This is a genomic window from Roseateles sp. DAIF2, assembly GCF_015624425.1.
Lineage (GTDB): Bacteria > Pseudomonadota > Gammaproteobacteria > Burkholderiales > Burkholderiaceae_C > Kinneretia.
Map to the genome: position 1 here is coordinate 5398006 of NZ_CP049919.1, position 25285 is coordinate 5423290.

Here is a 25285-nt window from a genome sequence, read left to right on the forward strand (position 1 = left end):
GCGCCCTGCGCTCGGCCGTTCAGGCCGCCTTGCCGCGCACCAGGCGCACCGGCGAGATCGCCGGCCGGGGCGGCGGCAGCTGCGGCTGCCAGACCTTGTCCTCGAAGGCGCGGATCTCCAGCGCCGGCGCGAACAGGAAGCCCTGGAATTCATGGCAGCCGGCGCGCGCCAGGAAGTCGCGCTGCGCCTCGGTCTCCACGCCCTCGGCGATCACCAGCAGGCGCAGCGCCCGGCCCATCTGGATCACCGCATTGACGATGCCGGCATCGCTCTCGTCGGCCGGCAGGCCCTTGACGAAGCTCCGGTCGATCTTCAGGCGCTGGATCGGGAAGCGCTTCAGATAGCCGAGGCTGGAATAGCCGGTGCCGAAGTCGTCGATCGACATGCACACGCCCAGCTCGGACAGGGCCTGCAGCCGGTGCAGCGCCTCCTCGGCGTCGCGCAGCAGGATCGATTCGGTCAGCTCCAGCTCCAGCAGCGAGGGCGGCAGGCCCGCCGCCTTCAGGATCTGGGCCACGTTGTCGACGAACTGGCTCTGCTGGAACTGCAGCGCCGAGACATTCACCGCCACCTGCATGCGCCGGCCCTGGCGCAGCCAATCGGCCGCCTGCTGCACCGCCTGGCGCAGCACCCAGTCGCCGATCGCGACGATGAAGCCGCTCTCCTCCGCGACCGGGATGAACTCGGCCGGCGAGATCTCGCCGCGCAGCGGGTCGCGCCAGCGCAGCAGCGCCTCGGCGCCGATCACCCGGCCGCTGCCCAGGTCCACCTGGGGCTGGTAATGCAGGCGGAACTGGCCTTCCAGCAGGGCCTGGCGCATCGCATGGTCCAGGCGCATGCGCGACAGCAGGTCCACGTCCTTGCGCGGCTGGTGGAAGCGGAAGGTGCCGCGGCCGCTTTCCTTGACCCAGTGCATCGCCCGCTCGGCGCTGGCCATCAGCTCGTCCGCGCCCGCGCCGTCGCTGGGGAACAGCGCGATGCCGATCGAGCAGGTGACGGTGAAGCTCAGGGTGTCGAAGCTGAAGGGCCGGGCCATCGCCTCCTGCACGCGCCTGGCGGCATGCTCGGCGCCGCGCGCATCGGCCTGGTGGATCAGCAGCGCGAACTCGTCGCCGCCCAGGCGCGCCACCGTGTCCACCTCGCGCAGGCATTCCTTCAGACGCTGCGCCACTTCCTTCAGCACCCGGTCGCCATAGGAATGGCCCAGGGTGTCGTTGATCTGCTTGAAGCGGTCCAGGTCGACATTCAGCAGCGCGAAGGCGCTGTTCTCGCGGCGCGCCATCGCCTGCGCATAGTCGACCCGCTCGGCCAGCGCGCGGCGGTTTGGCAGGCCGGTCAGCATGTCGGTATGCGACAGCTCCTCGATGCGTTGGCTGGCGGCCAGCTTCTCGCTCAGGTCGCGGAAGGAATAGACCCGGCCGATCGGCCGGCCGCGGCTCCATTGCGGCAGCGAGACCCGCTCCAGCACGCGCCCGTCCAGCAGCTTGATGATGTCGCTGGTCTGCAGCAGCGGCGCCTCCTGGATCGCGGCCAGGCGCATCGCATAGGCCGCGCCGTCCACGACGCTGCGCCGCATCCAGGCCTGCACCGCCTCGTCGTTGCGCTCCAGCAGCAGATCCTCGGGCAGACCCCACAGCGAGGCGAAGCGCTGGTTGAAGCTGCGCATGCGCCCGGCCAGGTCGGAGACCAGGATGCCGTCGGCGGTCGATTCCAGGGTGGCCTTCAGCTCGGCCAGCAGCGATTCGCGCTCCTCGTCATGCTGGCGCTGACGGCTCTGGTCGCGCATCGAGACCAGCCAGACGCCGTCGCCGTCGGGCAGCGCGACATGGCTGATGCGGCGCGCCACCCATAGCATCTGGCCATCGGCGCGGCGCAGCATGGTGTCGGTGAACAGGCCATCGCGCGAGCCGGCGCCGGCCTCCATCCAGAACAGCACATCCTCGGCGGTACTGGCCAGCGATTCCATGCTGGCGCCGATCAGCCGCTCCGGCGTCAGACCCAGCAGCTGCGTCGCCGCGCCATTGACGGCCAGCACGCACAGGGTGCGCGCATCCACCAGCCAGACCGCCTCCTGCAGCCCTTCGAGCAGGGCCTGGTAGCGCGTCGCGACCGGGAAGGTGGAGGTACTGCCGATGGCGGCGGGCTTCACGCCGCCATCTCCCCGAGCGGCGCCGCGGCGCTTTCGAAGAAGTAGGCGACGCGGGTGCGCGGACTCAGATAGTCCAGCGAGGCGCGCGGCAGCAGGTTCGGCTTCAGGCTGCGGCGGATGCCCAGGTCGGGATGCTCTTCCAAGTTCAGGATCAGCGCCTCGTCGCGCGGCACCTTGGTGTCATGCACCATCACCTTGGGCTTGAGCGGGCGCGAGGAGTTGACCGCCACCACCAGCGCGTAGCGGTCGTCGGTCAGCTGCACCGCCGAGCCAGGCGGGTAGACACCCATCATGCGGATGAAGGCATTCAGCATGGTCGCGTCGAAGCGGTTGCGCCCCTGGGCGAACATCAGCGACAGGGCCTCGTGCGGCGTCATCGCCTTGGAGGCCAACAGCGGGTTGCACAGCCCGTCGAAACGGTTCACCAGCGCGACGATGCGCGAGGCCGCGCTCATCCGGTCCACATTGATGCGCTGCGGGAAACCGCTGCCATCGGCGTTCTCGTGGTGCTGGGCGATCACCAGCAGCGGCCCGGGCGCCAGGCCCATGCCCTGGGCCAGCGCCACGCCCTTCTGCACATGCTGCTGGTAGAGCTGGGTCTCGGCCATCGTGAAGCTGTCGTCGCGGTTGCGCACGCGCGCCGGCAGCTCGGTCTTGCCGATGTCGTGCAGCAGCGCACCGACGCCCAGGTCCATCATCTCGTCGCGCCCCAGGCCGAAGGCCCGGCCCAGCAGCAACGAGATGATCGAGACGTTCAGCGCATGGGCGGTGCTGCGGTCGCCCGCCCCCTCGTTGAGCAGGCGGATGTTGAGGTCACCCTCGATCAGCATCTTGTCCAGCAGCGCGGAGGTCAGCGCGATCGACTGGTCACGCGAATTCACCGGCTCGCGCGGCAGCAGGTCCATCAGCTCGCGGAAAGCGCTGGCGGCCTCGCCGTACTGGCGCTCGCACAGGGCCAGCGCCTCGCGCTGCGCGGCGAGCGCGCGCTTGTGGGCCTCGCGGGCCAGTTGCTCCGGCGTCAGCGCGGTCGGCACTTCGATCACCTCGGCCGCGGGGGCGCCCGGCAGCGGCGCGGCGTCCAGCTGCAGATCGCTGCGGCCCGGGCTCCAGCGCACCTGCTTCAGGCCGAGCCGCCGCAGCACCAGCAATTGATCCTCCGAACTCAGCTTGAAACTGCTGAGCGGAAAGGGATGCGACATCCAGCCCAGATCCAGGTGGATGAACATTCCCACCTTCAGCTGGCCCACATCGATCAAAGGATCTGCAGTTCTGTCCTTCATTGTTTTCCTACGCCCTTTTTTGAGGCGCCCTCGGCAGCAGCATCGGCACGATCGCTGCGTAACTTAAGTAAAACAGCCCTTGTAGAAATTTGCGCATTGATACAACTACTTTCATGTGCGAATTGTCACGGGATTGGCTTGACCGCCGATGAAGGTCGCCCGTAGCATGTTCTTTTTCAGAACTCAAGTTCTATATTTGAACAGTTCACTATGATCGACAAACAGCTCGACAGCCCCGCCGCCGCGCTGCGCGATGTGCCCGACGGTGCCACGGTGATGATCGGCGGCTTCGGCACCGCGGGCCTGCCGGACGAGCTGATCCGGGCCCTGCTGAACCAGGGTGCCCGCGAGCTGGTCGTGGTGAACAACAACGCCGGCAATGGCGACACCGGCCTGGCGGCCCTGCTGGCCGCCGGGCGGGTGCGTAAGATCATCTGCAGCTTTCCGCGCCAGGCCGATTCGCATCATTTCGATGCCTTATATAGAAGCGGCAGGATCGAGTTGGAGCTGGTGCCGCAGGGCAATCTGGCCGAGCGCATCCGCGCCGCCGGCGCCGGCATCGGCGCCTTCTTCACGCCGACCGGCTATGGCACCGCGTTGGCCGAGGGCAAGGAGACCCGCATCATCGACGGCCGCGGCCAGGTGCTGGAGTACCCAATCCATGCCGACTTCGCGCTGATCAAGGCCGAGTGCGGCGACCGCTGGGGCAATCTGAGCTACCGGATGACCGCCCGCAACTTCGGCCCCATCATGGCGATGGCCGCCAAGACCACGGTGGCCAGCGTGCACGAGCTGCTGCCGCTGGGCGGGCTGGACCCTGAGCAGATCGTCACGCCGGGCATCTTCGTGCAACGGCTGGTGAAGATCGAACGCCGAACCACCAGCGGCGGCGGTTTTTTCAGCAACAAGCCGGGAGCCTGACGATGAGCAGCACGACGACCCACGGCCGATGGACCCGCGAGCAGATGGCCGCGCGCGTCGCCCGGGACATTCCCGAGGGCGCGGTGGTCAACCTGGGCATCGGCCTGCCGACCCTGGTCGCGGCCCAGATCCCGGCCGGGCGCGAGGTGATCCTGCACAGCGAGAACGGCGTGCTGGGCATGGGCCCACCGCCGCCGGCCGGGCAGGAGGATTACGACCTGATCAATGCCGGCAAGCAGCCGGTGACCCTGCGCCCCGGCGCGGCCTTCTTCCACCATGCCGACAGCTTCGCGATGATGCGCGGCGGCCATCTGGACATCTGCGTGCTGGGCGCCTTCCAGGTCTCGGTGCGCGGCGATCTGGCCAACTGGCATACCGGCGCGCCCGACGCGATCCCCGCGGTCGGCGGTGCGATGGACCTGGCGATCGGCGCCAAGCAGACCTTCGTGATGATGGAGCTGCTGGGCAAGGACGGCAGCAGCAAGATCGTCGCCGACTGCAGCTATCCGCTGACCGCGCCGCGCTGCGTCGGCCGCATCTATACCGACCTCGCGGTGTTTGAGATCACCCCCGCCGGCCTGCGGGTGCTGGACCGGGTCGACGGCCTGGACCTGGCCGCCCTCGAACGCCTGACCGGCCAGTCGCTGCTGGCCGCCCACGACTGAATCAATTCCACAAACCATCACGGAGACCCTTCCATGAGCCAAGCCTTCATCTGCGACGCGCTGCGCACCCCCTTCGGCCGCTACGGCGGCGCCCTGTCCTCGGTGCGTGCCGACGACCTGGGCGCGATCCCGCTGCGCGCGCTGATGGCGCGCCATACCAAGGTCGACTGGGAGGCCGTCGACGACGTGCTGTACGGCTGCGCCAACCAGGCCGGCGAGGACAACCGCAACGTCGCCCGCATGGCCGCGCTGCTGGCCGGTCTGCCGATCGCGGTGCCGGGCGCGACGCTCAACCGCCTGTGCGGCTCGGGCATGGACGCGATCGGCAGCGCCGCCCGCGCGATCCGCGCCGGCGAGGCCCAGCTGATGATCGCCGGCGGCGTCGAGAGCATGAGCCGCGCCCCCTTCGTGATGCCGAAGGCCGACAGCGCCTTCTCGCGCGCCAACGCAGTCTATGACACGACGATCGGCTGGCGCTTCATCAACAAGCTGATGAAGGAACAGTACGGCGTCGACTCGATGCCGGAGACCGCCGAGAACGTCGCCGCCGACTTCAAGATCGAGCGCGCAGCCCAGGACCGCATGGCCCTGGCCAGCCAGCTGAAGGCGGTGGCCGCGCAGCAGGCCGGCTTCTTCGACGCCGAGATCACGCCGGTGACGATCGCCCAGAAGAAGGGCGAGGCTATCGTGGTCGCGAAGGACGAGCACCCGCGCGAAACCAGCCTGGAAGCGCTGGCCCGGCTGAAGGGTGTCGTCAGGCCGGACGGCTCGGTCACCGCCGGCAATGCCTCCGGCGTCAACGACGGCGCCTGCGCGCTGATCCTGGCCGGCGAGGCCGCGGCCGCGCGCCATGGCCTGACGCCGCGCGCCCGCGTGGTCGGCATGGCCACCGCCGGCGTCGCGCCGCGCATCATGGGCATCGGCCCGGCCCCCGCCACCCGCAAGGTGCTGGCCCAGACCGGACTGACGCTGGCGCAGATGGACGTGATCGAGCTCAACGAGGCCTTCGCGGCCCAGGGCCTGGCGGTGCTGCGCGAGCTCGGACTGGCCGACGACGATGCCCGCGTCAATCCGAACGGCGGCGCGATCGCGCTGGGCCATCCGCTGGGCGCCAGCGGCGCGCGCCTGGTCACGACGGCCGTCAATCAGCTACACCGCAGCGGCGGCCGCTATGCGCTGTGCACCATGTGTATCGGCGTGGGCCAGGGCATTGCGCTGATCGTCGAACGGGTCTGAGGCCAGCCAGGCCGCTATTGCACCACAACGGTGCAATAGCGGCCTGGCCTATGACAAAAACTCAGTGTTCACTGAGTTTTTGTCATCGTAAAGCCGGCGTAAAGGCGATCGAGTCTGGGCGATGCGTGGGATACTGGATCCAGACTAATGACGCATAGCGCACATATACAGCACGAATCCAAGGCACAGGTTCGTAAGTGGTACTACGTACCGCGCAAATTCGTACCAAAGCCGCTCTGAATAGCCAGTTTTCGCCCACCCACGCATCGCACACCCGCCTGCTCCAGGCCGTGGGGGCTGCTGTACTCAGAATGCACCACCAAGGTGCACAAATGTGCGCATATCGCTCAAATAGGGTGAATTTGCTTGGACAGCGCGTTTTGCGCTCCCTATAGTCAGTGTTTTCCCGGCTTGCGCCCTGCATATTTGGGCGCCTAACGCACCAATACGCCATGTCTGCAGCCCGCGCACTCGATGACCTGGCCGCCCTTGCGGCCCCGCTTCCCACCTCCGCCTCCACCGGCAGCGAAAGCACCGGCCCGCTAAAACGCGACCTGGTCGCCGGCCTGGAAAAGGGCCTGGCGGTGATCGAGGCCTTCGACCAGGAACGTCCGCGCCTGACCATCTCCGAGGTCGCGGCCCGCACCGGCCTGACCCGCGCCGCCGCGCGCCGCTACCTGCTGACCCTGACCCACCTGGGCTTTGTCTCGCAGGACCGCAAGATGTTCGCGCTGACGCCCAAGGTGCTGCGCCTGGGCCAGAGCTATATGCATTCGGCCCGCCTGCCGCGCATCGTCGAGCCCGAGCTGCACAAGCTGGCATATGCGCTGAAGGAAGCCAGCTCCGCCGGCGTGCTGGACGGCAACGATGTGATCTGCATCGCCGCCACCAGCGCCGGCCGCGTGGTCTCCCCGACCCTGCAGCCCGGCACCCGCGTGCCGGCCCATTGCTCAGGCAATGGCCGCGTGCTGCTGTCGGCCCTGCCGCAGGCCGATGTCGACGCCTGGATCGCGCGCCAGGAACTGACGCCGCTGACCCCGCATACCGTCACCCATCCCGAGCGCCTGCGCATCGAGATCGCCCGCGCCCGCGCCCTTGGCTACGCCTGCATCGACCAGGAGCTGGAGCTGGGCCTGCGCACCGTGGCCGTGCCGCTGAAGAACTACCGCGGCGACATCGTCGCGGCGATGAACATCAGCGTGCATGCCTCGCGCATGAGCATGGACCAGCTGGTCGAGCATTGCCTGCCGCCGCTGCTGCAGGCCCAGGCGCATCTGCGCATGCTGCTCTGAAGCTGTAAGACCTTGCGGTGCCCACCGCCCTGAGGCGGTGGCAAGCTGGCCCCCTTGCGCCGATGCAAGGGAGGACGGATGCAACGTACACAGGTCGCCATCATTGGCGCCGGCCCCGCGGGACTGCTGCTGGGGGCCCTGCTGCACAAGGCGGGCATTGCCAACCAGGTGCTGGAGCTGCACAGCAGCGACGAGGTGCTGGCCCGCATGCGCGCCGGCATCCTGGAGCCCGGCACCGCCGCGCTGATCGACGAGCTGGGCCTGGGCGGCGCGATGCGCCGCGACGCGCTGATCCACGCGGGCATCGCGATCAGCTTCGGCGGCCAGCGCCACCGCCTCGATCTGCAGGGCCTGAGCGGCCAGTCGGTGCTGGTCTACGGCCAGAACGAGCTGACCCGCGACCTGATGAGCGCGCGCGCTGCGGCCGGGCTGCCGACCCATTTCCAGACCGAGCAGCTGAGCCTGCACGACTTCGACGGCGAACGCCCCTATCTGCGCTACCAGCGCCTCGGCCAGTCGCACGAGCTGGCCTGCGACTTCATCGCCGGCTGCGATGGCTTCCACGGCATCGCCCGTGCCAGCGTGCCGACGCGCGCCTACCGCTGCTTCGAGCGCGGCTATCCCTTCGGCTGGCTGGGCGTGCTGGCCGACGCCACGCCGCCGCACGAGGAGCTGGTCTATGCCCAGCATGAGCGCGGCTTCGCGCTGTGCAGCATGCGCGGCCGCTCGCGCGTGCGCTGCTATCTGCAATGCAGCCTGAGCGACAAGGTCGAGCAATGGAGCGACGGCCGATTCTGGGACGAGCTGCATGCGCGCCTGGACCCGGCCACCGCCGCGGCGCTGCGCCCGGCGCCCTCGCTGGAGAAGAGCATCATGCCGCTGCGCAGCTATGTGGCCGAGCCGCTGCGCTTCGGCCGCCTGTTCCTGGCCGGCGACGCCGGCCATCTGGTGCCGCCGACCGGCGCCAAGGGCATGAATCTGGCGGCCGCCGATGCGCGCGATCTGGCGCAGGCCTTCATCGACCATTACCGCGGCCAGGGTGAGTCCGCGCTGGCGCGCTACTCGGAGCAGGCGCTGCGGCGCGTCTGGCGCGCCGAGCGCTTCTCATGGGGCATGACGCGGCTGCTGCATCACTTCCCCGACCACAACGGCTTCGACCAGCGGATCCAGCAGGCCGAGCTGGAGCATCTCTTCAGCTCGCGCGCGGCCCAGACCGTGCTGGCCGAGGGCTACGTCGGTCAATCCTTGAACTGAATCCTCTTCACCCAGCGGAGCCCGAGGATCCGGCTCTACCGGGCCTGCGGGCGCGCCCCTTGAGGGGGCGCGCGCAGCGCGTAGGGGGTGGGTCAAGGATGCGCCGCCATCACCTGCGCCACGGCGGCGGTCAGGCGCTTGCCATAGGGCACATGCAGGAACTCGTTCGGGCCATGGGCATTGCTCTTCGGACCCAGCACGCCGCAGACCATCATCTGCGCCTGCGGGAAGCCCTTCTGCAGCATGCTCATCAGCGGGATCGTGCCGCCCTGGCCGATGAAGCCGACCGGCGCGCCGAACTGGGCCTGGCTGGCCTCGTTCAGCGCGGTGCTCAACCAGGGGCTCAGCTCCGGCGTGTTCCAGCCGGTCGCGCCATAGGCGCCGGCGCGGCCGTCCGGCACGAAGGTGACCTTGGCGTTGTAGGGCGCGTTGTCCTCCAGCAGCGCCTTCAGCCGCAGCGCGGCCTCGTTGCCATCCACCAGCGGCGGCAGGCGCAGCGAGAGCTTGAAGGCGGTGAAGGGGCGCAGCACATTGCCGGCGCTCTTCAGCTCCGGGAAGCCGTCGACGCCGGTGATCGACAGGGTCGGTCGCCAGGTGCGGTTCAGCAGCGCCTCGACCGGATCCTGCGTCACCGGCAGCACATTGCCGCCATCGGCGCCGCAGGCCCAGGGGTAGCGCTTCCAGACCTCGTCCTTCAGGATCTCGGCGGTGGCGCGCGCCTGGTCGACGCGGTTGCCCGGGATCTCGCAATGGAAGCTGTCGGGCAGCAGGCGCCCGGTCTTGGAATCCTCCAGCCGGTCCAGCACCTGACGCAGGATGCGGAAGCTCGAGGGCACCAGGCCCGAGGCGTCGCCCGAGTGGATGCCCTCGGTCAGCACCTCGACCTTCAGCACGCCCGAGACCATGCCGCGCAGCGAGGTGGTCAGCCACAGCTGCTCGTAGTTGCCGGCGCCCGAATCCAGGCAGACCACCAGCGAGACCTTGCCCAGCCGCTCATTCAGCACGTCGATATAGGCCGGCAGATCGTAGGAGCCGCTTTCCTCGCAGGTCTCGATGATGCCGACGCAGCGCGGGCGCGGGATGCCCTGGCGGTCCAGCGCCATGATCGCGGTCAGCGAGGCGTAGACCGCATAGCCGTCGTCGGCGCCGCCGCGGCCGTAAAGCAGGCCGTTCTCGTACTTGGGCGTCCAGGGACCGAGGTCGCTGCGCCAGCCGTTGAACTCGGGCTGCTTGTCCAGGTGGCCGTAGACCACGATGGTGTCGTCCGACCCGGCCTTGGTGGCCGGCACCTCGAAGAAGATCACCGGCGTGCGACCCTCGATGCGCACCACCTCGAGCTTCAGGCCCGCGACCTTCTTGCTCTCGACCCAGCTGGCCGCGTCGCGCAGCACCTTCTCGATATGCCCGTTCTTGGCCCAGTCGGCGTCGAACATCGGGCTCTTCGCCGGGATGGCGATGTAGTCGGTCAGCGCGGGAACGATTTCCTCGTCCCAGACGCGCGCGGCGTACTGACCCAGGGCGGTGGCTTCATCGGGCTGCAGCGGCAGCGCGGGATCGCGTGCATTCATGGTGGTCTTCCGGCTTGTGGCAGGGGAAGGCCGATTCTAAAACCGGTCGTTCAGCCAGGCCTGCAGCCGGGCGAAGACCTGTTCGCGCTCCGGCTCGTTGAACAGCTCGTGGTACAGGCGCTCGAAGCAATGGGACTGCAGCACCGCCTTGGGCGCCTCCGCGGCGAAGGTCTCGCTGCCCTCGGGATCGACGCAGCGGTCGCTGCCGGCCCACAGCAGCAGGGTCGGCAGCACCCAATGCGCGGCTCGGTCCAGCACTTCGGGGCCGGCCTCGGCGATCATGCCGGCCAGGCGCGGCGTGACCCGGTCATGCACCAGCGGATCGTTGCGGTAGGCGTTCACCACCGCGGCCTCGCGCGAGACCCAGCCCGGCTTCAGGCCGTTGCCCACCGCCAGATGCGGCAGCAGCGGCAGCGCCACGCTCAGCAGCAGCTTCTGGAAGCCCGACATGCCCGGGTCCAGCGCCGGCGAGCTCAGCACCAGCGCATCGACCGGCCGGAACCAGGCCGGCAGCACGCCGCCATTGCCCAGCGCCAGGCCGCCGGCGACGAAGCGCGCCGCCACCAGCCCGCCCATGCTGTGGCCCAAGAGCACCAGCGGGCCCGCGCCCAGCAGCGGGTCGGCGCGCAGTTCGTCGATCACCTGGGCCAGGTCGCGCAGCAGACGCTCGGCATCGGGGATGTCGCCGCGCGGCCCGCCCGAGGCGCCGTGGCCGCGCTGGTCATGGCCCACCACATGCCAGCCCCATTCATTGAGCCGGGCCGCCACATGCTCGTAGCGGCCGATATGCTCGCCCAGCCCATGCACGATCAGCACCGTGCCGCGCACCGGCTCGGGACCGGGGCGGCTCCACTGCCGCCAATGCAAGGGCAGGCCGTCATCGGTTCTCAGGGTTCGCATGCCGACCAGTGTAGGGAGCGCTCCGAGGGCGCCGGCCCGGGACTTCCCCGGTCGGTGAAAGTACGCAAAAGCGTCCCCACATTTGGTTACGGCAAACCCCCGAGGCTTGCGTGAACAGCGCCACGCCGCGGCCGTCCGCAGATCGCCGCGGCGTGCGACCGGCGCCCTAAACTGGCCGCCACCATGAGGTCCGCCCCTCCCCTCGCCCGGCTGCTGGCGCTCGGCTTTGCCCTGCTGCTCGGTGCCTGCGCCGCGCCGCCACGCTACACCGTCGACGACGGTCGCCAGGTCGATGCGGCGCTGCTGGGCCAGATCCACGCCTATGGCGCCGGTGAGCGCAGCCTGCGCCCCGCGATCGCGCGCAGCGCCGCGCTGCAGGACCGCGACTGCGACCGCCAATGGGAGCTGCCCTTCGCGGTCGCGACCAGCCAGGGCTGGTCCGACAACGACCGCGTCGCCTGGGTGCGCGCGCTGGGCGTGGACGAGCGCCTGAGCGTGGTCGCCGTCGCGCCGGGCGCGCCGCTGCAGCCGGGCGACAAGCTGCTGCGCGTGGCCGGCGTGCAGAGCGAGGACGGCACGCAGATGCTGGCCGCGCTGGCCGCCGCGCGCGATGCCGGCCGGCCCTTCGCGCTGCAGCTGGTGGGCGGCCGCAGCCTGAGCATCGCGCCCTTCGAGGTCTGCCGCGGCTACACCCGGCTGGCCCCGCCCAACACGCCGCGGCTGCAGGACTACCACTGGCTGCTGAGCCTGCATCCGCTGGAGATCACGCAGGCCGAGCTCAGCGCCGACGAGGCGCTGTGGGCCGTGCTGTGGACGCAGGGCCTGTCGGAGGAAGGCGGCGCGCGCATGAAGACCTACCACTACGGCAGCTCCATCGCCGGCACGCTCTACAACCTCGCGACCCTGGCCTCCGGCCTGAAGGGTGCGGCGCTGGCCGCCGATGCCGCGGTCAAGGCCGCGAAGAGCGCCGCCGCCAGCGTGGCCAGCGAGCTGCTGAAGCAGCAGCTGGTCGAGCAGGGCCGCGCGCTGGCGCTGCAGCGCATCCGCGAGGGCCTGGCCGATGCCGCGCAGAAGCTCAGCAGGGCCCAGGTGCTGGACGCGATGCAGCAGGCCGCCGCCAACCGCGGCAGCCTCACCGGCATCGCCCGCATCGGCGCCACCGTGTTCGACCGCGCCGACCGCTGGGCCTTCGAGCGCGCCGGCCGGCTCGGCGCCAACCCGCTGGCCGGCTTCACCCTGCACCAGAAGCTGGTCGAGCGCGGCCTGAGCGCCAATGCGCTGATCTTCGACGTCGAGCGCCTGGAGGCGCTCAACAAGTTGGCCGCCGCGCAGGGCCTGGAGCCCGAGGTGCTGGCCATCCTGCGCGGCCTCAGGCCCGCGGACCTGGTGCTGGCGCTCGGCGCGATGCCGCTGGCCTCCGCGCCCGAGGCCTTTGCCTTCGAGAGCAGCAGCGATCCCGGTGCCGGCCGTTTCTCCCGCGGCCTGATCGACGCGATGCTCGAGATCCCCGCCGAATCCTCCGCCCCCGCCCCCGCCGCCGCCCGATGATGAAGATGAAGTACCGCCCCACCCTGCTCGGCCTGGCCGGCGCCCTGCTGGCCGCCTCGCTGCACGCGCAAGACCTGGCCCCGGCCGCCGCTGCTGCCTCGGCCCCCGAGGCCGCACCCGGCTGCAGCGCACTGACCGCGCGCGCCTTGGGCGCCGAGCTGCGCGCCAGCGGCACGCCGCCGTCGCTGGAGCAGCAGGCCCGGCTGCTGGACGAGGTGCAGCAGCTCTGGCACACCGCGATCGCCGGCTGCGAGGGCCGCGCGCGCGAACGCGCGCAGCGCCATGGTGCCGACAACGAGAAGCTGCGCCTGGCGCTGGCCGAGCGCCGGCAGGCTGGCGCGCTCTGCGAGGGCACGCATCGCGACGCCGGCGCGTTGCAGGAGCTGGCGCGCCAGGCCTTCGGCGAGCGCCGCTGGGGCGAGGCCGGCAGCTTCTACCGCAAGGCCGAGACCATGTGGGACCTGGCCGCCGAGCAATGCAGCGGCTCGCAGAAGGAGGTCGCGCTGAAGCGCCGCGAGCAATCCGAAACCGACGCGCACAACGCCGAGTTCTGCGCGCCGCGCTTCGAGCGCGCGCGCGAGCAGACCCAGAAGCTGCGCGCCGCCGCCGAGCGCCCGGCCGCCGAGAAGCAGGCGCTGTCGCAGCAGGCCGAGGGTCAATGGCGCGAGGCCATGACCGTCTGCAAGGGCAATGCGCTGGAGCTGGCCGGCAACAACGCCCAGGCGCTGGCGCGCGAGCGCGGCACACCCTGGGTGCCGCCGCCGGCCACCGCCGCCGCCGCGGCAAGACCTGCCCCCGCGGCCGAGCCCTCTCCCACCAAGCCCGCCCCCGTCGCGGCAGTGGCCGCGGCTCCGGCCGCGCCGGCAACACCCATCACGGAAGCGCCGCGCGAGATCGATGTGCGCGCCGGTGACACCCGCTACAAGGGCCTGTTCGTGCGCGAGGCCGGCCAGGTCGTCAGCGGCACCGGGCGGGTCGAATGGTCCAATGGCGATGTCTACGAGGGCGCGCTGCTGCGCAGCCGGCGGCACGGCCAGGGCGAGCTGGTCTGGGCCAACGGCCAGCGCTACAAGGGCGAGTGGCAGGAAGACCGGCCCAGCGGCCGCGGCCAGCTGCGTTTCGCCAATGGCGATCGCTTCGAGGGCCAGGTGCTGGATGGCGTGCCCGAGGGCGAGGGCGAGATGGTCTATGCCCGCGGCGATCGTTACCGCGGCCGCCTGAGCCAGGGCGTGCCGCATGGCCGCGGCCGCTACGAATGGTCCGACGGCCAGGTCTTCGACGGCGACTGGCAGCGCGACAAGCCGCAGGGCCGCGGCCGGCTGCGCTTCGCCAACGGCAACCAGTACGAGGGCGAGGTCGCCGACGGCCGGCCGCATGGCAAGGGCCGGCTGCTGTTCAGCGACGGCGGCAGCTACGAGGGTCAGTTCGAACAGGGCCACAGCCAGGGTCAGGGCAGTTATGCCTGGAGCTCGGGCGACCGCTATGTCGGCGCCTGGACGGCCGGCCGCAAGCATGGCCGCGGCCTGTTCATCTGGGCCAATGGCGATCGCTGGGAGGGCGAGTTCCGCGACGACGCCCCGACCGAGGACGGCACGCTGACGCGCAAGCCGTCCTGAGGGCGGCCGCTCAGACGCTCAGGGCATAGACCTGGGCCTCGCGCCGCTCCTGCTCGTTGTGACCGGCCAGCGCGCGGTCCCAGCGCGAGGCGGTGGCGCCGTCCCGCTCCGGCGTCAGGCCGGCCAGCATCACCGGCACCTCCTCGGTGCTGGCATCGAAATCCATCAGGTGGCGCAGCTGCGCATCGAACAGGCGGGCGGTCATGGCGCCCGCGGCATCGATCAGCACCAGATACCGGGCGGGTGGGCTGAGCATGGCAGTCTCCCAGGGATGGCGGCAGACGGTTTCAGCATAGCACCGCGGGTTTGGGCATGATGCCGGGGCATGAACACCGATCCCGCCATCGAGCTCGCGCCGCCCGACATCGGTCCCTACCGTCACAGCGCCAGCGGCGTCGACCATGTGCATGTGTTCGACTCCGGCCGCGCCGGGCCGACCGTGATGGTGCAGGCCCTGACCCATGGCAACGAGCTGTGCGGCGCGATCGCGCTGGACTGGCTGCTGCGCCAGGGGCCGATCCAGCCGCTGCAGGGGCGGCTGATCCTGAGCTTCGCCAATGTCGCGGCCTACCAGCGCTTCGATCCCGCCGACCCGAACGCCTCGCGCTGCGTCGACGAGGACCTGAACCGGGTCTGGTCCGATGAGCAGCTGCTGGGTTCGCGCGATTCGCTGGAGCTGCGCCGCGCCCGCGCGCTGCGGCCCTTCGTCGACGCGGCCGATTTCCTGTTCGACATCCATTCGATGCAGGACGCCTGCCGGCCGCTGATGGTCTGCGGCCTGCTCGACAAGGGCGCGGCCTTCGCGCGCCGGCTGGGCATGCCGGGCGACCTGCTGATCGACACCGGCCATCCCTCCGGCCTGCGCATGCGCGACCGCGGCGGTTTCGGCGACCCGGCCAGCCCGAAGCAGGCGCTGCTGATCGAATGCGGCCAGCATTGGGAGGCGGCCGCGGCCGAGGTGGCGATCGACGGCCTGCTGCGCTTTCTGCGCCTGACCGGCGTGGTCGACGCCGGCTGGGCCGCGACGCGGCTGCGCCTGCCGCTGCCGCAGCGCCAGCGCCTGATCCGGGTCGACGAGGCCGTCACCGCGCGCAGCGCCGACTTCCGCTTCCTGTTCCCGGTGCGCGGGCTGGACGTGATCCCCGCGGCCGGCACCGCCTTCGCGCGCGACGGCGCGACCCTGTTCCACACCCGGCACGACGACACCGTGCTGGTGATGCCCTCGCTCAAGCATGGGCGGCCGGGCAACACCATGGTGCGCCTCGGCCGCTTCGAGGACTGAGAACGATCAGCGCGCCTTCAGCAGCTCCGGCACCTTCAGCAGGATGAACTCGTTGTCGTCCTGCACGCCCAGCTGGCGGCCGCTGGAATAGGGCAGGTTGTTGTCGTTGGCGACCACGATGTGCTCGGCATCGACGATGTCGACGTTCTCGATCGTCACGAAGGGGAAGCCGAAGCGGCCGTTCTTCGCGCCGCGCCTGGCCACGCCCTGCGGGTCGGCGATGTCCAGCAGGTCGACATAGCCGATCTTCTTGACCAGGCCATCGGCATCGGCCGCAGCCAGGCTGATCTTGTAGACGCGCTTGAAGCGCGCCGGCACGTTCTGGCAGTCGGGGCGCGCCGGGCCGTTGCAGGCGTCCTCGGCCGCGCCCTCGCCGTTGTCGCGCTCGACGATCAGGCCGGTCTCGGCATCGATCATGTTGAAGTCGCCGATGTTGTTGCCCTTCAGCTCCAGCGGGTACTTCCAGCTGCGGCCGGTCCAGGCGCCCTTGGCCACGTCGAACTCCAGCACGCGCAGATACTCGCGGCCGTCGGCCAGGGCCTCCCATTTCTTCTCGCCGTCGAGCCAGAGCGGGCCCTCCAGCAGCGGGTAGAGGAAGCGGCCGTCCGGGCTGGCGGCCATGCCCTCGTAGCCGCGCGAGCGGCGCACCGGCGTCGCGAAGGCGCCGGGCACGGCCGGCGTCGTCACCGCGAAATGGTCGGGCGAGCGCAGGGTCTTGCCGTCCAGCTGGGTCTCATGCAGTGCCAGCACCTTGCCCTTGCGGTCGGTGCGGATCAGGTAGGGGCCGAGCTCGTCGCCGAACCAGATCTCGTTGCCGATGATCTGCATCGACTCGATGTCCAGGTCGGCGCCGGTCAGGTAGCGCTTGGCCGTGCCCTCGTTGACGACCGGGAAGGGGATCTTGCGGTCCGGGTCATGCAGGAAGACGGTCTGCAGGCGCTTGACCTGGCCGGCCTTCCAGTCGGGCCTGACCTGGTGGAACATCAGCATCGCGTCGGCGCTGTTGTTCCTGGCGCCGAAGCCGTTGTCGGTCAGCACCCAGAACGTGCCGTCCCGCATCGCCTTGATGCCGGAGAAGCCCTGCACCGGCTGGCCCTTGAAGGGCAGCTTGACGCCGGTCTCGCGCGGCGCCGCCTTGTCCGACAGGAAGGAGGTGCCCATGATCGATTCCAGCTGCTCGACGCGGCGGCCGTCCGGCGCGGTGTACTTGCCGCTGGTCTGCAGCGAGGCCGGCGCATCCTTGGGCGCGGCGACGAAGCTGCGCGCCGGCAGCCAGGCATGGCCGGCCAGTTCGGCCGGGAAGGCCTGCTGGGCCTGGGCGGACAGCGCGCCGCACAGGGCGGCGCTCAGCAGAAGCAGCTGGGGGGCGAGGGAGCGGGACATCGGCGCGGTTCTCCAGGGAGAGGAGGTGATGAAACCGCGCAGCGTATGAAGAAGGCGTGACAGGGGCATGACGCCCCCGGCTCATGCCTAGGTCACCCCCGGTCGAACTTGAACACCGCCATGCTCGACAGCAGGTTCGGGCAGCGCCGCACCGCGCGGCCGTCCTGGATGCCGAAGCTGTCCAGCACGCGCAGCTGGTTCTTGCGCGCCAGGATCTCGAAGTCGGCATAGGTGCCGACGCGGATGTTCGGCGTGTCGTACCACTCGTAGGGCAGCACGCGCGTCACCGGCATGCGGCCCAGGAGCACCTGCAGCCGGTTCGGCCAATGCGCGAAATTCGGGAAGCTGACGATGCCGATGCGGCCGACCCGCGCGGTCTCGCGCAGCATCGCCTCGGTATTGCGCAGATGCTGCAGGGTCTCCAGCTGCAACACCACGTCGAAGCTCTGGTCCTCGAAGATTGCCAGCCCCTCCTCCAGGTTCAGCTGGATCGCGTTGACGCCGCGCTCCACGCAGGCGAGCAGGTTCGCATCGTCCAGCTCCACGCCGTAGCCGGTGCAGCCCTTGTGCTTCTGCAGATAGGCCAGCAGCTCGCCGGTGCCGCAGCCCAGGTCCAGCACGCGCGAGCCGGCCGGCACCAGGGCCGCGATCTGCTCCATCACCCCGGTGGCGCTCATGCGAACTCTCCTGCGATGCGATTGAAGTAGGCGCGCAGCACGCCGTGATAGCGCGGGTCGTCGAGCAGGAAGGCGTCGTGGCCATGCGGCGCATCGATCTCGGCATAGGAGACGTCGCGCTTGTTGTCCAAGAGTGCCTTGACGATTTCCCGCGAGCGCGCCGGCGAGAAGCGCCAGTCGGTCGTGAAGCTGGCCAGCAGGTATTTGCAGCGCGCACTGGCAAAGGTGCGGCTCAGGTCGCCGCCATGCTCGCGCGCCGGATCGAAGTAGTCGAGCGCGCGCGTGATCAGCAGGTAGGTGTTGGCGTCGAAATACTCGCTGAACTTGTCACCCTGGTAGCGCAGATAGCTCTCGATCTGGAACTCGATGTCCTGGGTCGAATAGCCCAGCTCGGCGGCGCGCATCTGGCGGCCGAACTTCTGCTCCATCACGTCGTCGCTGAGATAGGTGATGTGGCCGATCATGCGCGCCACGCGCAGGCCGCGCTTGGGCACCACGCCATGGGCGTAGAAATGGCCGTCGTGGAAATCGGGGTCGGTGATGATGGCGCGGCGCGCCACCTCGTTGAAGGCGATGTTCTGCGCCGACAGGCTGGGCGCGGTCGCGATCGCGATGCAGTGGCGCATCCGGTCCGGGTAGCGCAGCGACCAGTCCAGCGCCTGCATGCCGCCCAGGCTGCCGCCCAGCACCGCGGCCAGCTGGGTGATGCCCAGATGGTCCAGCACGCGCGCCTGCGCATCGACCCAGTCCTGCACCGTCACCACCGGGAAGTCCGCGCCGTAGACGCGGCCGGTGGCGGGGTTCTGGTGCATCGGTCCGGTCGAGCCGAAGCAGGAGCCGAGGTTGTTGACGCCGATCACGAAGAAGCGATCGGTGTCCAGCGGCTTGCCCGGGCCGATCAGGTTGTCCCACCAGCCCTCGCTCTTGTCCTGGTCCGCATAGGTGCCGGCCACATGGTGGCTGGCATTCAGCGCATGGCAGACCAGCACCGCGTTGCTCTTGTCGGCATTCAGCCGGCCATAGGTTTCATACACCAGCTCGTAATCGCTGATGCTTGCGCCGCTCCGCAGCGGCAGCGGGCGGTCGAACCGCAGCCGCTGTGCTTCAACATGCCCCACCGAGCTCATCGAACGCCTCCAGAAAAACAAAAACCGGCTTCCGCAAAAACGGAACGCCGGTTGGAAGCGAGCGCTCCTCTTTAGCGGTATTTTTAAAGCGCCCGCAATTCGGAACAAATCGGCGCTGTGGCTGCGCAGTATATCGGCAGCGCGCGGCCTCAGGCCGGATCGAGGTGGAATTGCCGCACGGCCTGGGTGAGCCGCTGCGACTGGTCCTTCAGCGATTCGGCCGCCGCCGCGGATTCCTCCACCAGCGCCGCGTTCTGCTGGGTCATCTGGTCGAGCTGGGTCACCGCGCCATGCACCTGGCCGATGCGCTGGCTCTGGTCGGCGGTGCCGGCCGCGATCTCGCCCATGATGTCGGCGACGCGCTGCACCGAGGCGACGATCTCGCTCATCGTCGCGCCGGCGCTCTGCACCTGCTGCGCGCCGACCTCGACCCGCTCGACGCTGGCGCCGATCAGGCTCTTGATCTCCTTGGCCGCCTCGGCGCTGCGCTGCGCCAGGCTGCGCACCTCGGAAGCCACGACCGCGAAGCCGCGACCCTGCTCGCCGGCGCGCGCCGCCTCCACCGCCGCGTTCAGCGCCAGGATATTGGTCTGGAAGGCGATGCCGTCAATCACGCCGGTGATGTCGCCGATCTTCTTCGAGCTGCTGTTGATGCCGTCCATCGTCGTGACGACCTCGGCCACCACGGTGCCGCCGCGCTGCGCCACCCGGGCGGCCTGGTCGGCCAGGTTCTTGGCGGTCGAGGCCGCCTCGGCGCTCTGGCGCACGCCGCCGGTCAGCTGCTCCATCGCGCTGGCGGTCTGCTGCAGATTGGCGGCCGACTGCTCGGTGCGCTGGCTCAGGTCCTGATTGCCCGAGGCCACCTCGGCGCTGGCGGTCTCGATCTGTTCGGTCGATTCGCGCACCTGGCCCACCAGACGGCGCAGCGAGTCCTGCATGCTCTGCAGCGAGGCCAGCAGCTCGCCGGGCTCGTCACCGCCCTCGACCACGATGCGGCGGTTCAGGTCGCCGGCCGCGATGCCCTGGGCCACCGAGCGCGCATAGCGGATCGGCGCGGTGATGGTGCGCGAGTTCAGCAGGGTCAGCGGCACCACCAGCAGCACCACCGCGGCCAGGGTGGCCAGGAACACCACGCCCATCGTCATGATCGCGGCGTCGAACTGGGCGCGCGCCTCAGCGGCCTCCTCCTGCGTCAGCTGGCCGATCTTCGCGACCTGCTGCTCGACCTGGCGCACCTGCTCCTTGGCCCGGTCCAGCATGCGGTCGGCCACCTTGGCGGTATCGAAGCCGCCGTCCTGGATCTGCATCAGCACCGGCTCCGAGGCCTTGGCATAGGCGTCCAGCGCGGTCACCGCGGCGCCGGCCGGCGCGCGGTAGCGCTCGACCTTGTCCTCCTGCATCGTGACCAGGATCTGGCGGGTCTGCTTGATGGCGCCGCTCCAGCGCTCGCGGGCATTGAGCACGGCCACGCCGTCCTCATAGTTGATCACCATCTCCTTTTCCCACAGCCGCACCTCGGCCAGGGCGGAGCGCACATTGGCGAAGGCGATCAGCTGCTGCACCGCATGCTCGCTGCCCGAGGCGTACAGCGCCTTCAGGCGCAGCCCGCCGACCATGCCGGCCACGCCGACCACCGCGAACATCAGGAGCACGATGGCGATCGCCCCCTGCATCCGGGTCCTGATCGTGAACCCGCGCATCCAGCCACTCATCCAGTTCATTCTTGTCTCCTCCATAGGCGGCCGCGCGAATGGGCCGCATCGGAGCGGATGCTAGCCGGCTGGGCGCCAGCCGCACATCAGGGTGTGCGGCAGAGGCAGTGCACTATTGCCGCGAAGGGCGCGCTGCGGCTTGTGCTGGGCGCGGCCTGCTCGGCCAGCCAGCCCAGCTCGCGGCCGGCCTCGGCCAGCACCGGCGGCGGCGTCAGCAGGCTGAACTGCGCGCGCAGCGCCTCGACCAGGCTGGGCGCCAGCACATCGCCCAGGCCGTCCAGCAGCCGCTCCAGCCGGCCGCGTTCGCGCTCGACATAGCTGATGCGCGGCGCCTCGCCCAGCTTGCCCAGCTCGGCGGCGGCCTGCAGCGCATCGCCATAGCTGCCCAGCTTGTCGATCAGGCCGCGCTCCAGCGCCTGCGCGCCGGTCCAGACCCGGCCCTGGGCCACCGCGTCGATCTCGGCCTGCGGCTTCTTGCGCGCGGTCGCGGCCTTGGCGGTGAAGTCGTCGTAGATATGCTCGATCACCGATTGCACCGAGGCGCGCATGCGCGGATCCAGCGGGCGGCGCGGGTCGAAGCCGCCGGACAGCCAGGTGGTCTGGTGGCCGCCGGTGTGGATCGACAGCTTGTCCATCAGCTTGTCGGCGGTCGGCAGCATGCCGAACACGCCGATCGAGCCGGTGATCGTGCTCGGGTCGGCGATCACCCGGTCCGAGGCCAGCGAGATCCAGTAGCCGCCCGAGGCCGCCACATCGCCCATCGAGACCACGACCGGCTTGCCGGCCTTGCGCGTCAGCTCCAGCTCGCGGCGCACCACCTCGGAGGCGAAGGCGCTGCCGCCGGGCGAGTTGACGCGCAGCACCAGGGCCTTGATCTGTTCGTTCTCGCGCGCCTGGCGGATCAGCTTGGCGGTCGAATCGCCGCCCACCTTGCCGGGGCCGGCCTCGCCGTCGATGATCTCGCCCTCGGCCACCACCACGCCGATCGCATCGCCGCCGGTCTTCGGCTTCAGATGCGCCAGGTAGCCGCCCAGCGAGATCTGGCGGAAGCTCTTGGCCTGCTCGTCCTTGGCGCCGCGCGCGATCAGCAGCTCGCGCAGCTCGTCGCGGGTCTTCAGGCCGTCGACCAGCTTCTCCTTCAACGCCAGCTGGGCCGCATTGCCCTTCACCGCGGCCAGGCGCTGCGGCAGCTCCTCGATGCCGCGCGCCACCGCGCCCGGCTCCAGCTTGCGCGCCTGCTCCAGCATGCCGGTGTAGCGGGTCCACAGATCGCTGTAGAGGAAGGCTTCCGACTCCAAGGTCGCCGGCGAGGGCTTGTTGGCCGCGTAGGGCTCGCCAAAGTTCTTGTAGGTGCCGACGCGGATCACATTGGCCTCGACGCCCAGGCGGTCCAGCGCATCCTTGTAGTAGCTGCGCTGGCGGCCGAAGCCCTCGATCACCAACATGCCCATCGGGTGCAGCAGCAGCTCGCCGGCCTGCGCGGCCAGCAGATAGCTGCGCTGGTCATAGCTGCCGGCATAGGCCGTCACCGGCTTGCCGCTCGCCTTGAAGCGGCCGATCGCGGCCGCCACCTCGCGCAACTGGGCCTGGCCGCCGCCGGCGAAATGGTCCAGGTCCAGCAGCAGCGAGCCGATCTTCGGATCGCTGCGCGCCGCCTCCAGCGCCTGCAGCACGTCGCGCAGCCGGGTCTGCGCCTCGGGGGACTGGCCCTTCAGCTGCGCCATCGCCTGCTCGCGCGCCGAGCCGGAGAACTGCTCGACCAGGCGGCCCTGCAGGTCCAGCACCAGCACGGTCTTGTCCTCCAGCGGCTTCGGGCCGCGGGTCACGAAGCCCACGATCAGGGCCACGATGAGGCCCAGCAACAGCAGGTTCAGCAGCGCGCGGCGGCTGGCATCCAGCAGCCACCAGGCCTTGGCCAGAAAACGCCCAATGGGTCGCAGGATCGCCATGATCAGTCCCTTTCCTCCCGAGATCAGTGACAGCCATGATAGTGGCGGCCACTGCACAGCGCTTAGCATGGGCCGCAAGGCGACTGCGAAGGCCCTCACCATGCCCGTCTGGCTGCACCGACTCGACCACCATTTCCCGGTCCGCTACAGCGCCTGGCTGCTGTGCGCGATCGCCACCCTGCTCAGCGCCCTGATCTGGCTGCTGGGCGCCAGCGAGGCGCTGCCGCTGCTGCTGTTCGGCGCCCTGACCCTGGTGGGCCTGCACGATGTGCTGCAGACGCGGCGCTCGCTGCTGCGCAACTACCCGGTGATCGGCCATCTGCGCTTCCTGCTGGAATTCATTCGCCCGGAGATCCGCCAGTATTTCCTGGAGGCCGATAACGAGGCCGCACCCTTCTCGCGCCAGCAGCGCTCGCTGGTCTACCAGCGCGCCAAGGGCGATCCCGACAAGCGGCCCTTCGGCACCCAGCTGGACGTCGGCGGGCGCGGCTATGAATGGATCAACCATTCGCTCAGCCCTACCGCCCTGGCCGGCCATGACTTCCGGGTGCTGATCGGCGCCAACCGCGCCCAGCCCTACAGCGCCAGCATCTTCAACATCTCGGCGATGAGCTTCGGCGCGCTCAGCACCAATGCGATCCTGGCGCTGAACGCCGGCGCCAAGAAGGGCGGCTTCGCCCACGACACCGGCGAGGGCTCGATCAGCGCCCACCACCGCGTCAACGGCGGCGACCTGATCTGGGAGATCGGCTCCGGCTACTTCGGCTGCCGCGAGCCCGATGGCAGCTTCAGCCCCGAGCGCTTCGCCGCCAATGCGCGCGACCCGCAGGTCAAGATGATCGAGCTCAAGCTCAGCCAGGGCGCCAAGCCCGGCCATGGCGGCGTGCTGCCCGGCCCCAAGGTGACGCCCGAGATCGCCGCGGCGCGCGGCGTCGCGATCGGCGAGGACTGCATCTCGCCGGCTTCGCACAGCGCCTTCGCTTCGCCGATCGAGCTGCTCAGCTTCATCGAGCAGCTGCGCCAGCTCAGCGGCGGCAAGCCGACCGGCTTCAAGCTCTGCATCGGCCATCCCTGGGAATGGTTCGCGATCTGCAAGGCCATGCTGGCCACCGGCCTGGTGCCGGACTTCATCGTCGTCGACGGCGCCGAGGGCGGCACCGGCGCCGCGCCGCTGGAGTTCACCGACCATATGGGCGCGCCGCTGCAGGAGGGCCTGCTGCTGGTGCACAACACCCTGGTCGGCCTGAACCTGCGCGACCAGATCAAGATCGGCTGCGCCGGCAAGGTGGTCAGCGCCTTCGACATCGCGCGCATGATGGCGCTGGGCGCCGACTGGTGCAATGCGGCGCGCGGCTTCATGTTCGCGCTGGGCTGCATCCAGGCCCAGAGCTGCCACACCGGCCATTGCCCGACCGGCGTCACCACCCAGGACCCGCGCCGCCAGCGGGCCCTGGTGGTGCCGGACAAGGCCGAGCGGGTCTGGCGCTTCCACGACAACACGCTGAAGGCGCTGCAGGAGCTGGTGCAGGCCGCCGGCCTGAAGCATCCCAACGAGATCTGCGCCGCGCATATCGTGCACCGGGTCAGCACGCATGAGGTCAAGCTGCTGTCCAACCTGCTGCCCTTCGTCAAGCCCGGCGCCCTGCTGGCCGGCGAGCTGCCCGGCAATGTGTTCCGCTACTACTGGCCGCTGGCCACGGCCGACAGCTTTGCCCCGCAGGGTCCCGTGGTAAAGGAAGGCGGCGCGCCGCCGGAAAAACCGGGCGCCGTCCCGGCTTAATGCGGCTCCGATATCCTTGCGGCCACCATGCCGCCGACCCGCCGTACCGAGCCCCGCCCTTCCCCCCTGCCCTGGCGCCGTCTGGGCGCCGCCGTCCTGGCCAGCGGCCTGCTGCTGGGCGGCTGCACCACCCTGGACGAGAAGCAGCGCGAATGGATCTTCCAGCCCAGCGACCGCAGCTGGGCCGGCGGCCTGGCCGCCGCGCAGGGCATGGACGAGGTCTGGATCGAGTTCAAGGCCCGCGAGGACGGCAGCCCGGTCCGGCTGCATGGCCTGTGGGCGCCGGCCGACAAGCCCGATGCGCCGGTGCTGCTCTATCTGCATGGCGCGCGCTGGGACGTGCGCGGCAGCGCCAACCGCATGCGCCGCATGCAGGAGCTGGGCTTCTCGGTGCTGGGCGTCGACTACCGCGGCTTCGGCAAGAGCGGCTACGGCCAGACCCTGCCCTCGGAAGCCATGGCCTATGAGGATGCCCGCGCCGCCTGGGACTGGCTGGGCCGCCAGTACCCGGGCCGGCCGCGCTACATCTTCGGCCATTCGCTGGGCGGCGCGATCGCGGTGCAGCTGGCCACCGAGGTGCAGGAGCAGAGCGCCGGCCTGATCGTCGAGGGCAGCTTCACCTCCATCTCCGAGGTGGCGGGCAGCTACCGCTGGGGCTGGCTGCCGGTGGGGCCGCTGATCACGCAGCGCTTCGACTCGGCCTCGCGCATCGGCCGGCTGCGCACCCCGGTGCTGATCGTGCATGGCAGCGCCGACGCGGTGATCAAGCCCGAGCTGGGCCGCGCCCTGTTCGAGCGCGCGCCCGAGCCCAAGCGCTTCGTGCTGGTCGAGGGCGGCTCGCATCACAACACCAATGCGGTCGGCCAGGGCCAGTACCGCGCGGCGCTGGCGGAGCTGTTCGGGCTCGGCACCGCGACGCGCTGAGCGCGCCGGCACGCGGCAAGGG

The 25285-nt window shown here is 70.0% G+C and carries 20 protein-coding genes and 1 riboswitch; of the genes, 10 read left to right on the plus strand and 10 right to left on the minus strand.

The features are described 5' to 3' along the window. Positions 1 to 19 precede the first annotated feature (19 nt). The gene (locus tag G8A07_RS24885) at positions 20 to 2149 is read right to left on the minus strand and encodes a bifunctional diguanylate cyclase/phosphodiesterase (protein ID WP_249937134.1); all 2130 of its coding nucleotides are present in this window, start codon (positions 2147 to 2149) and stop codon (positions 20 to 22) included. Further along, positions 2146 to 3429 (minus strand): HD-GYP domain-containing protein, encoded by a 1284-nt coding sequence (locus tag G8A07_RS24890; RefSeq protein ID WP_195794591.1) that lies wholly within the window; start codon positions 3427 to 3429, stop codon positions 2146 to 2148. The genes G8A07_RS24885 and G8A07_RS24890 overlap by 4 nt, the downstream gene beginning before the upstream one ends. A 210-nt stretch (positions 3430 to 3639) precedes the next feature. On the opposite strand from G8A07_RS24890, the gene G8A07_RS24895 reads away from it, so the two are divergent. The 5 genes from G8A07_RS24895 (at position 3640) to pobA (ending at position 8797) form a co-directional block, all read left to right on the plus strand. Beyond that, entirely contained in the window at positions 3640 to 4350 is a 711-nt protein-coding gene (locus tag G8A07_RS24895) for a 3-oxoacid CoA-transferase subunit A (protein ID WP_195794592.1), read from the plus strand. 2 nt (positions 4351 to 4352) lie between these two features. Beyond that, on the plus strand, positions 4353 to 5015 hold the full coding sequence (locus G8A07_RS24900; protein WP_195794593.1) for a 3-oxoacid CoA-transferase subunit B: 663 nt from the start codon (positions 4353 to 4355) through the stop codon (positions 5013 to 5015). Between the two features lie 33 nt (positions 5016 to 5048). After that, positions 5049 to 6251, plus strand: coding sequence for a 3-oxoadipyl-CoA thiolase (pcaF, locus tag G8A07_RS24905; protein ID WP_195794594.1), 1203 nt, complete (start codon positions 5049 to 5051; stop codon positions 6249 to 6251). Between the two features lie 452 nt (positions 6252 to 6703). After that, positions 6704 to 7543 carry an IclR family transcriptional regulator C-terminal domain-containing protein gene (locus tag G8A07_RS24910; protein ID WP_195794595.1) on the plus strand — a complete coding sequence of 280 codons (840 nt, stop codon included), beginning with the start codon at positions 6704 to 6706 and terminating at the stop codon, positions 7541 to 7543. Between the two features lie 78 nt (positions 7544 to 7621). Then, positions 7622 to 8797 (plus strand): 4-hydroxybenzoate 3-monooxygenase, encoded by a 1176-nt coding sequence (pobA, locus tag G8A07_RS24915; RefSeq protein WP_195794596.1) that lies wholly within the window; start codon positions 7622 to 7624, stop codon positions 8795 to 8797. 92 nt (positions 8798 to 8889) lie between these two features. Here pobA and G8A07_RS24920 read toward each other — a convergent pair whose 3' ends face one another. Both G8A07_RS24920 and G8A07_RS24925 read right to left on the minus strand, forming a co-directional pair. Further along, entirely contained in the window at positions 8890 to 10365 is a 1476-nt protein-coding gene (locus G8A07_RS24920; RefSeq protein WP_195794597.1) for a M20 family metallopeptidase, read from the minus strand. Between the two features lie 36 nt (positions 10366 to 10401). After that, positions 10402 to 11265, minus strand: coding sequence for an alpha/beta hydrolase (locus tag G8A07_RS24925; protein ID WP_195794598.1), 864 nt, complete (start codon positions 11263 to 11265; stop codon positions 10402 to 10404). Positions 11266 to 11448: 183 nt separating this feature from the next. Between G8A07_RS24925 and G8A07_RS24930 the strand changes: the two genes are divergently transcribed. Together G8A07_RS24930 and G8A07_RS24935 are read left to right on the plus strand one after the other, a co-directional pair. Beyond that, a complete protein-coding gene (locus tag G8A07_RS24930) occupies positions 11449 to 12813 on the plus strand; it encodes a hypothetical protein (protein WP_195794599.1) in 1365 nt (454 codons plus the stop codon). Next, positions 12810 to 14429, plus strand: a complete 1620-nt coding sequence (locus tag G8A07_RS24935) for an MORN repeat-containing protein (RefSeq protein WP_195794600.1) — start codon at positions 12810 to 12812, stop codon at positions 14427 to 14429. The genes G8A07_RS24930 and G8A07_RS24935 overlap by 4 nt, the downstream gene beginning before the upstream one ends. Before the next feature lie 10 nt (positions 14430 to 14439). On the opposite strand, the gene G8A07_RS24940 is transcribed toward G8A07_RS24935, so the two are convergent. Continuing rightward, positions 14440 to 14685: a hypothetical protein gene (locus G8A07_RS24940; RefSeq protein ID WP_195794601.1), complete on the minus strand. Its 246-nt coding sequence runs from the start codon at positions 14683 to 14685 to the stop codon at positions 14440 to 14442. Positions 14686 to 14754: 69 nt separating this feature from the next. Between G8A07_RS24940 and G8A07_RS24945 the strand changes: the two genes are divergently transcribed. Further along, positions 14755 to 15711, plus strand: coding sequence for a succinylglutamate desuccinylase/aspartoacylase family protein (locus G8A07_RS24945; RefSeq protein WP_195794602.1), 957 nt, complete (start codon positions 14755 to 14757; stop codon positions 15709 to 15711). A 6-nt stretch (positions 15712 to 15717) separates the two neighbouring features. On the opposite strand, the gene G8A07_RS24950 is transcribed toward G8A07_RS24945, so the two are convergent. The 5 genes from G8A07_RS24950 to sppA form a co-directional block, all read right to left on the minus strand. Further along, positions 15718 to 17094, minus strand: coding sequence for an esterase-like activity of phytase family protein (locus tag G8A07_RS24950; protein WP_195794603.1), 1377 nt, complete (start codon positions 17092 to 17094; stop codon positions 15718 to 15720). A 92-nt stretch (positions 17095 to 17186) separates the two neighbouring features. Continuing rightward, positions 17187 to 17771, minus strand: coding sequence for a methionine biosynthesis protein MetW (gene metW, locus G8A07_RS24955; RefSeq protein WP_195794604.1), 585 nt, complete (start codon positions 17769 to 17771; stop codon positions 17187 to 17189). After that, complete coding sequence (locus G8A07_RS24960; protein ID WP_195794605.1) at positions 17768 to 18898, minus strand: homoserine O-acetyltransferase; 1131 nt, start codon at positions 18896 to 18898, stop codon at positions 17768 to 17770. The genes metW and G8A07_RS24960 overlap by 4 nt, the downstream gene beginning before the upstream one ends. Before the next feature lie 50 nt (positions 18899 to 18948). Continuing rightward, positions 18949 to 19024, minus strand: a riboswitch (SAM riboswitch). Between the two features lie 23 nt (positions 19025 to 19047). Beyond that, the gene (locus G8A07_RS28205) at positions 19048 to 20619 is read right to left on the minus strand and encodes a methyl-accepting chemotaxis protein (protein WP_305798628.1); all 1572 of its coding nucleotides are present in this window, start codon (positions 20617 to 20619) and stop codon (positions 19048 to 19050) included. Between the two features lie 77 nt (positions 20620 to 20696). Beyond that, positions 20697 to 22559, minus strand: coding sequence for a signal peptide peptidase SppA (gene sppA, locus G8A07_RS24970; protein ID WP_195794606.1), 1863 nt, complete (start codon positions 22557 to 22559; stop codon positions 20697 to 20699). 100 nt (positions 22560 to 22659) lie between these two features. Between sppA and G8A07_RS24975 the strand changes: the two genes are divergently transcribed. Both G8A07_RS24975 and G8A07_RS24980 read left to right on the plus strand, forming a co-directional pair. Next, a complete protein-coding gene (locus G8A07_RS24975; protein ID WP_195794607.1) occupies positions 22660 to 24339 on the plus strand; it encodes an FMN-binding glutamate synthase family protein in 1680 nt (559 codons plus the stop codon). A 27-nt stretch (positions 24340 to 24366) separates the two neighbouring features. Further along, positions 24367 to 25263 (plus strand): alpha/beta hydrolase, encoded by an 897-nt coding sequence (locus tag G8A07_RS24980; protein ID WP_195794608.1) that lies wholly within the window; start codon positions 24367 to 24369, stop codon positions 25261 to 25263. Positions 25264 to 25285: the final 22 nt, after the last annotated feature.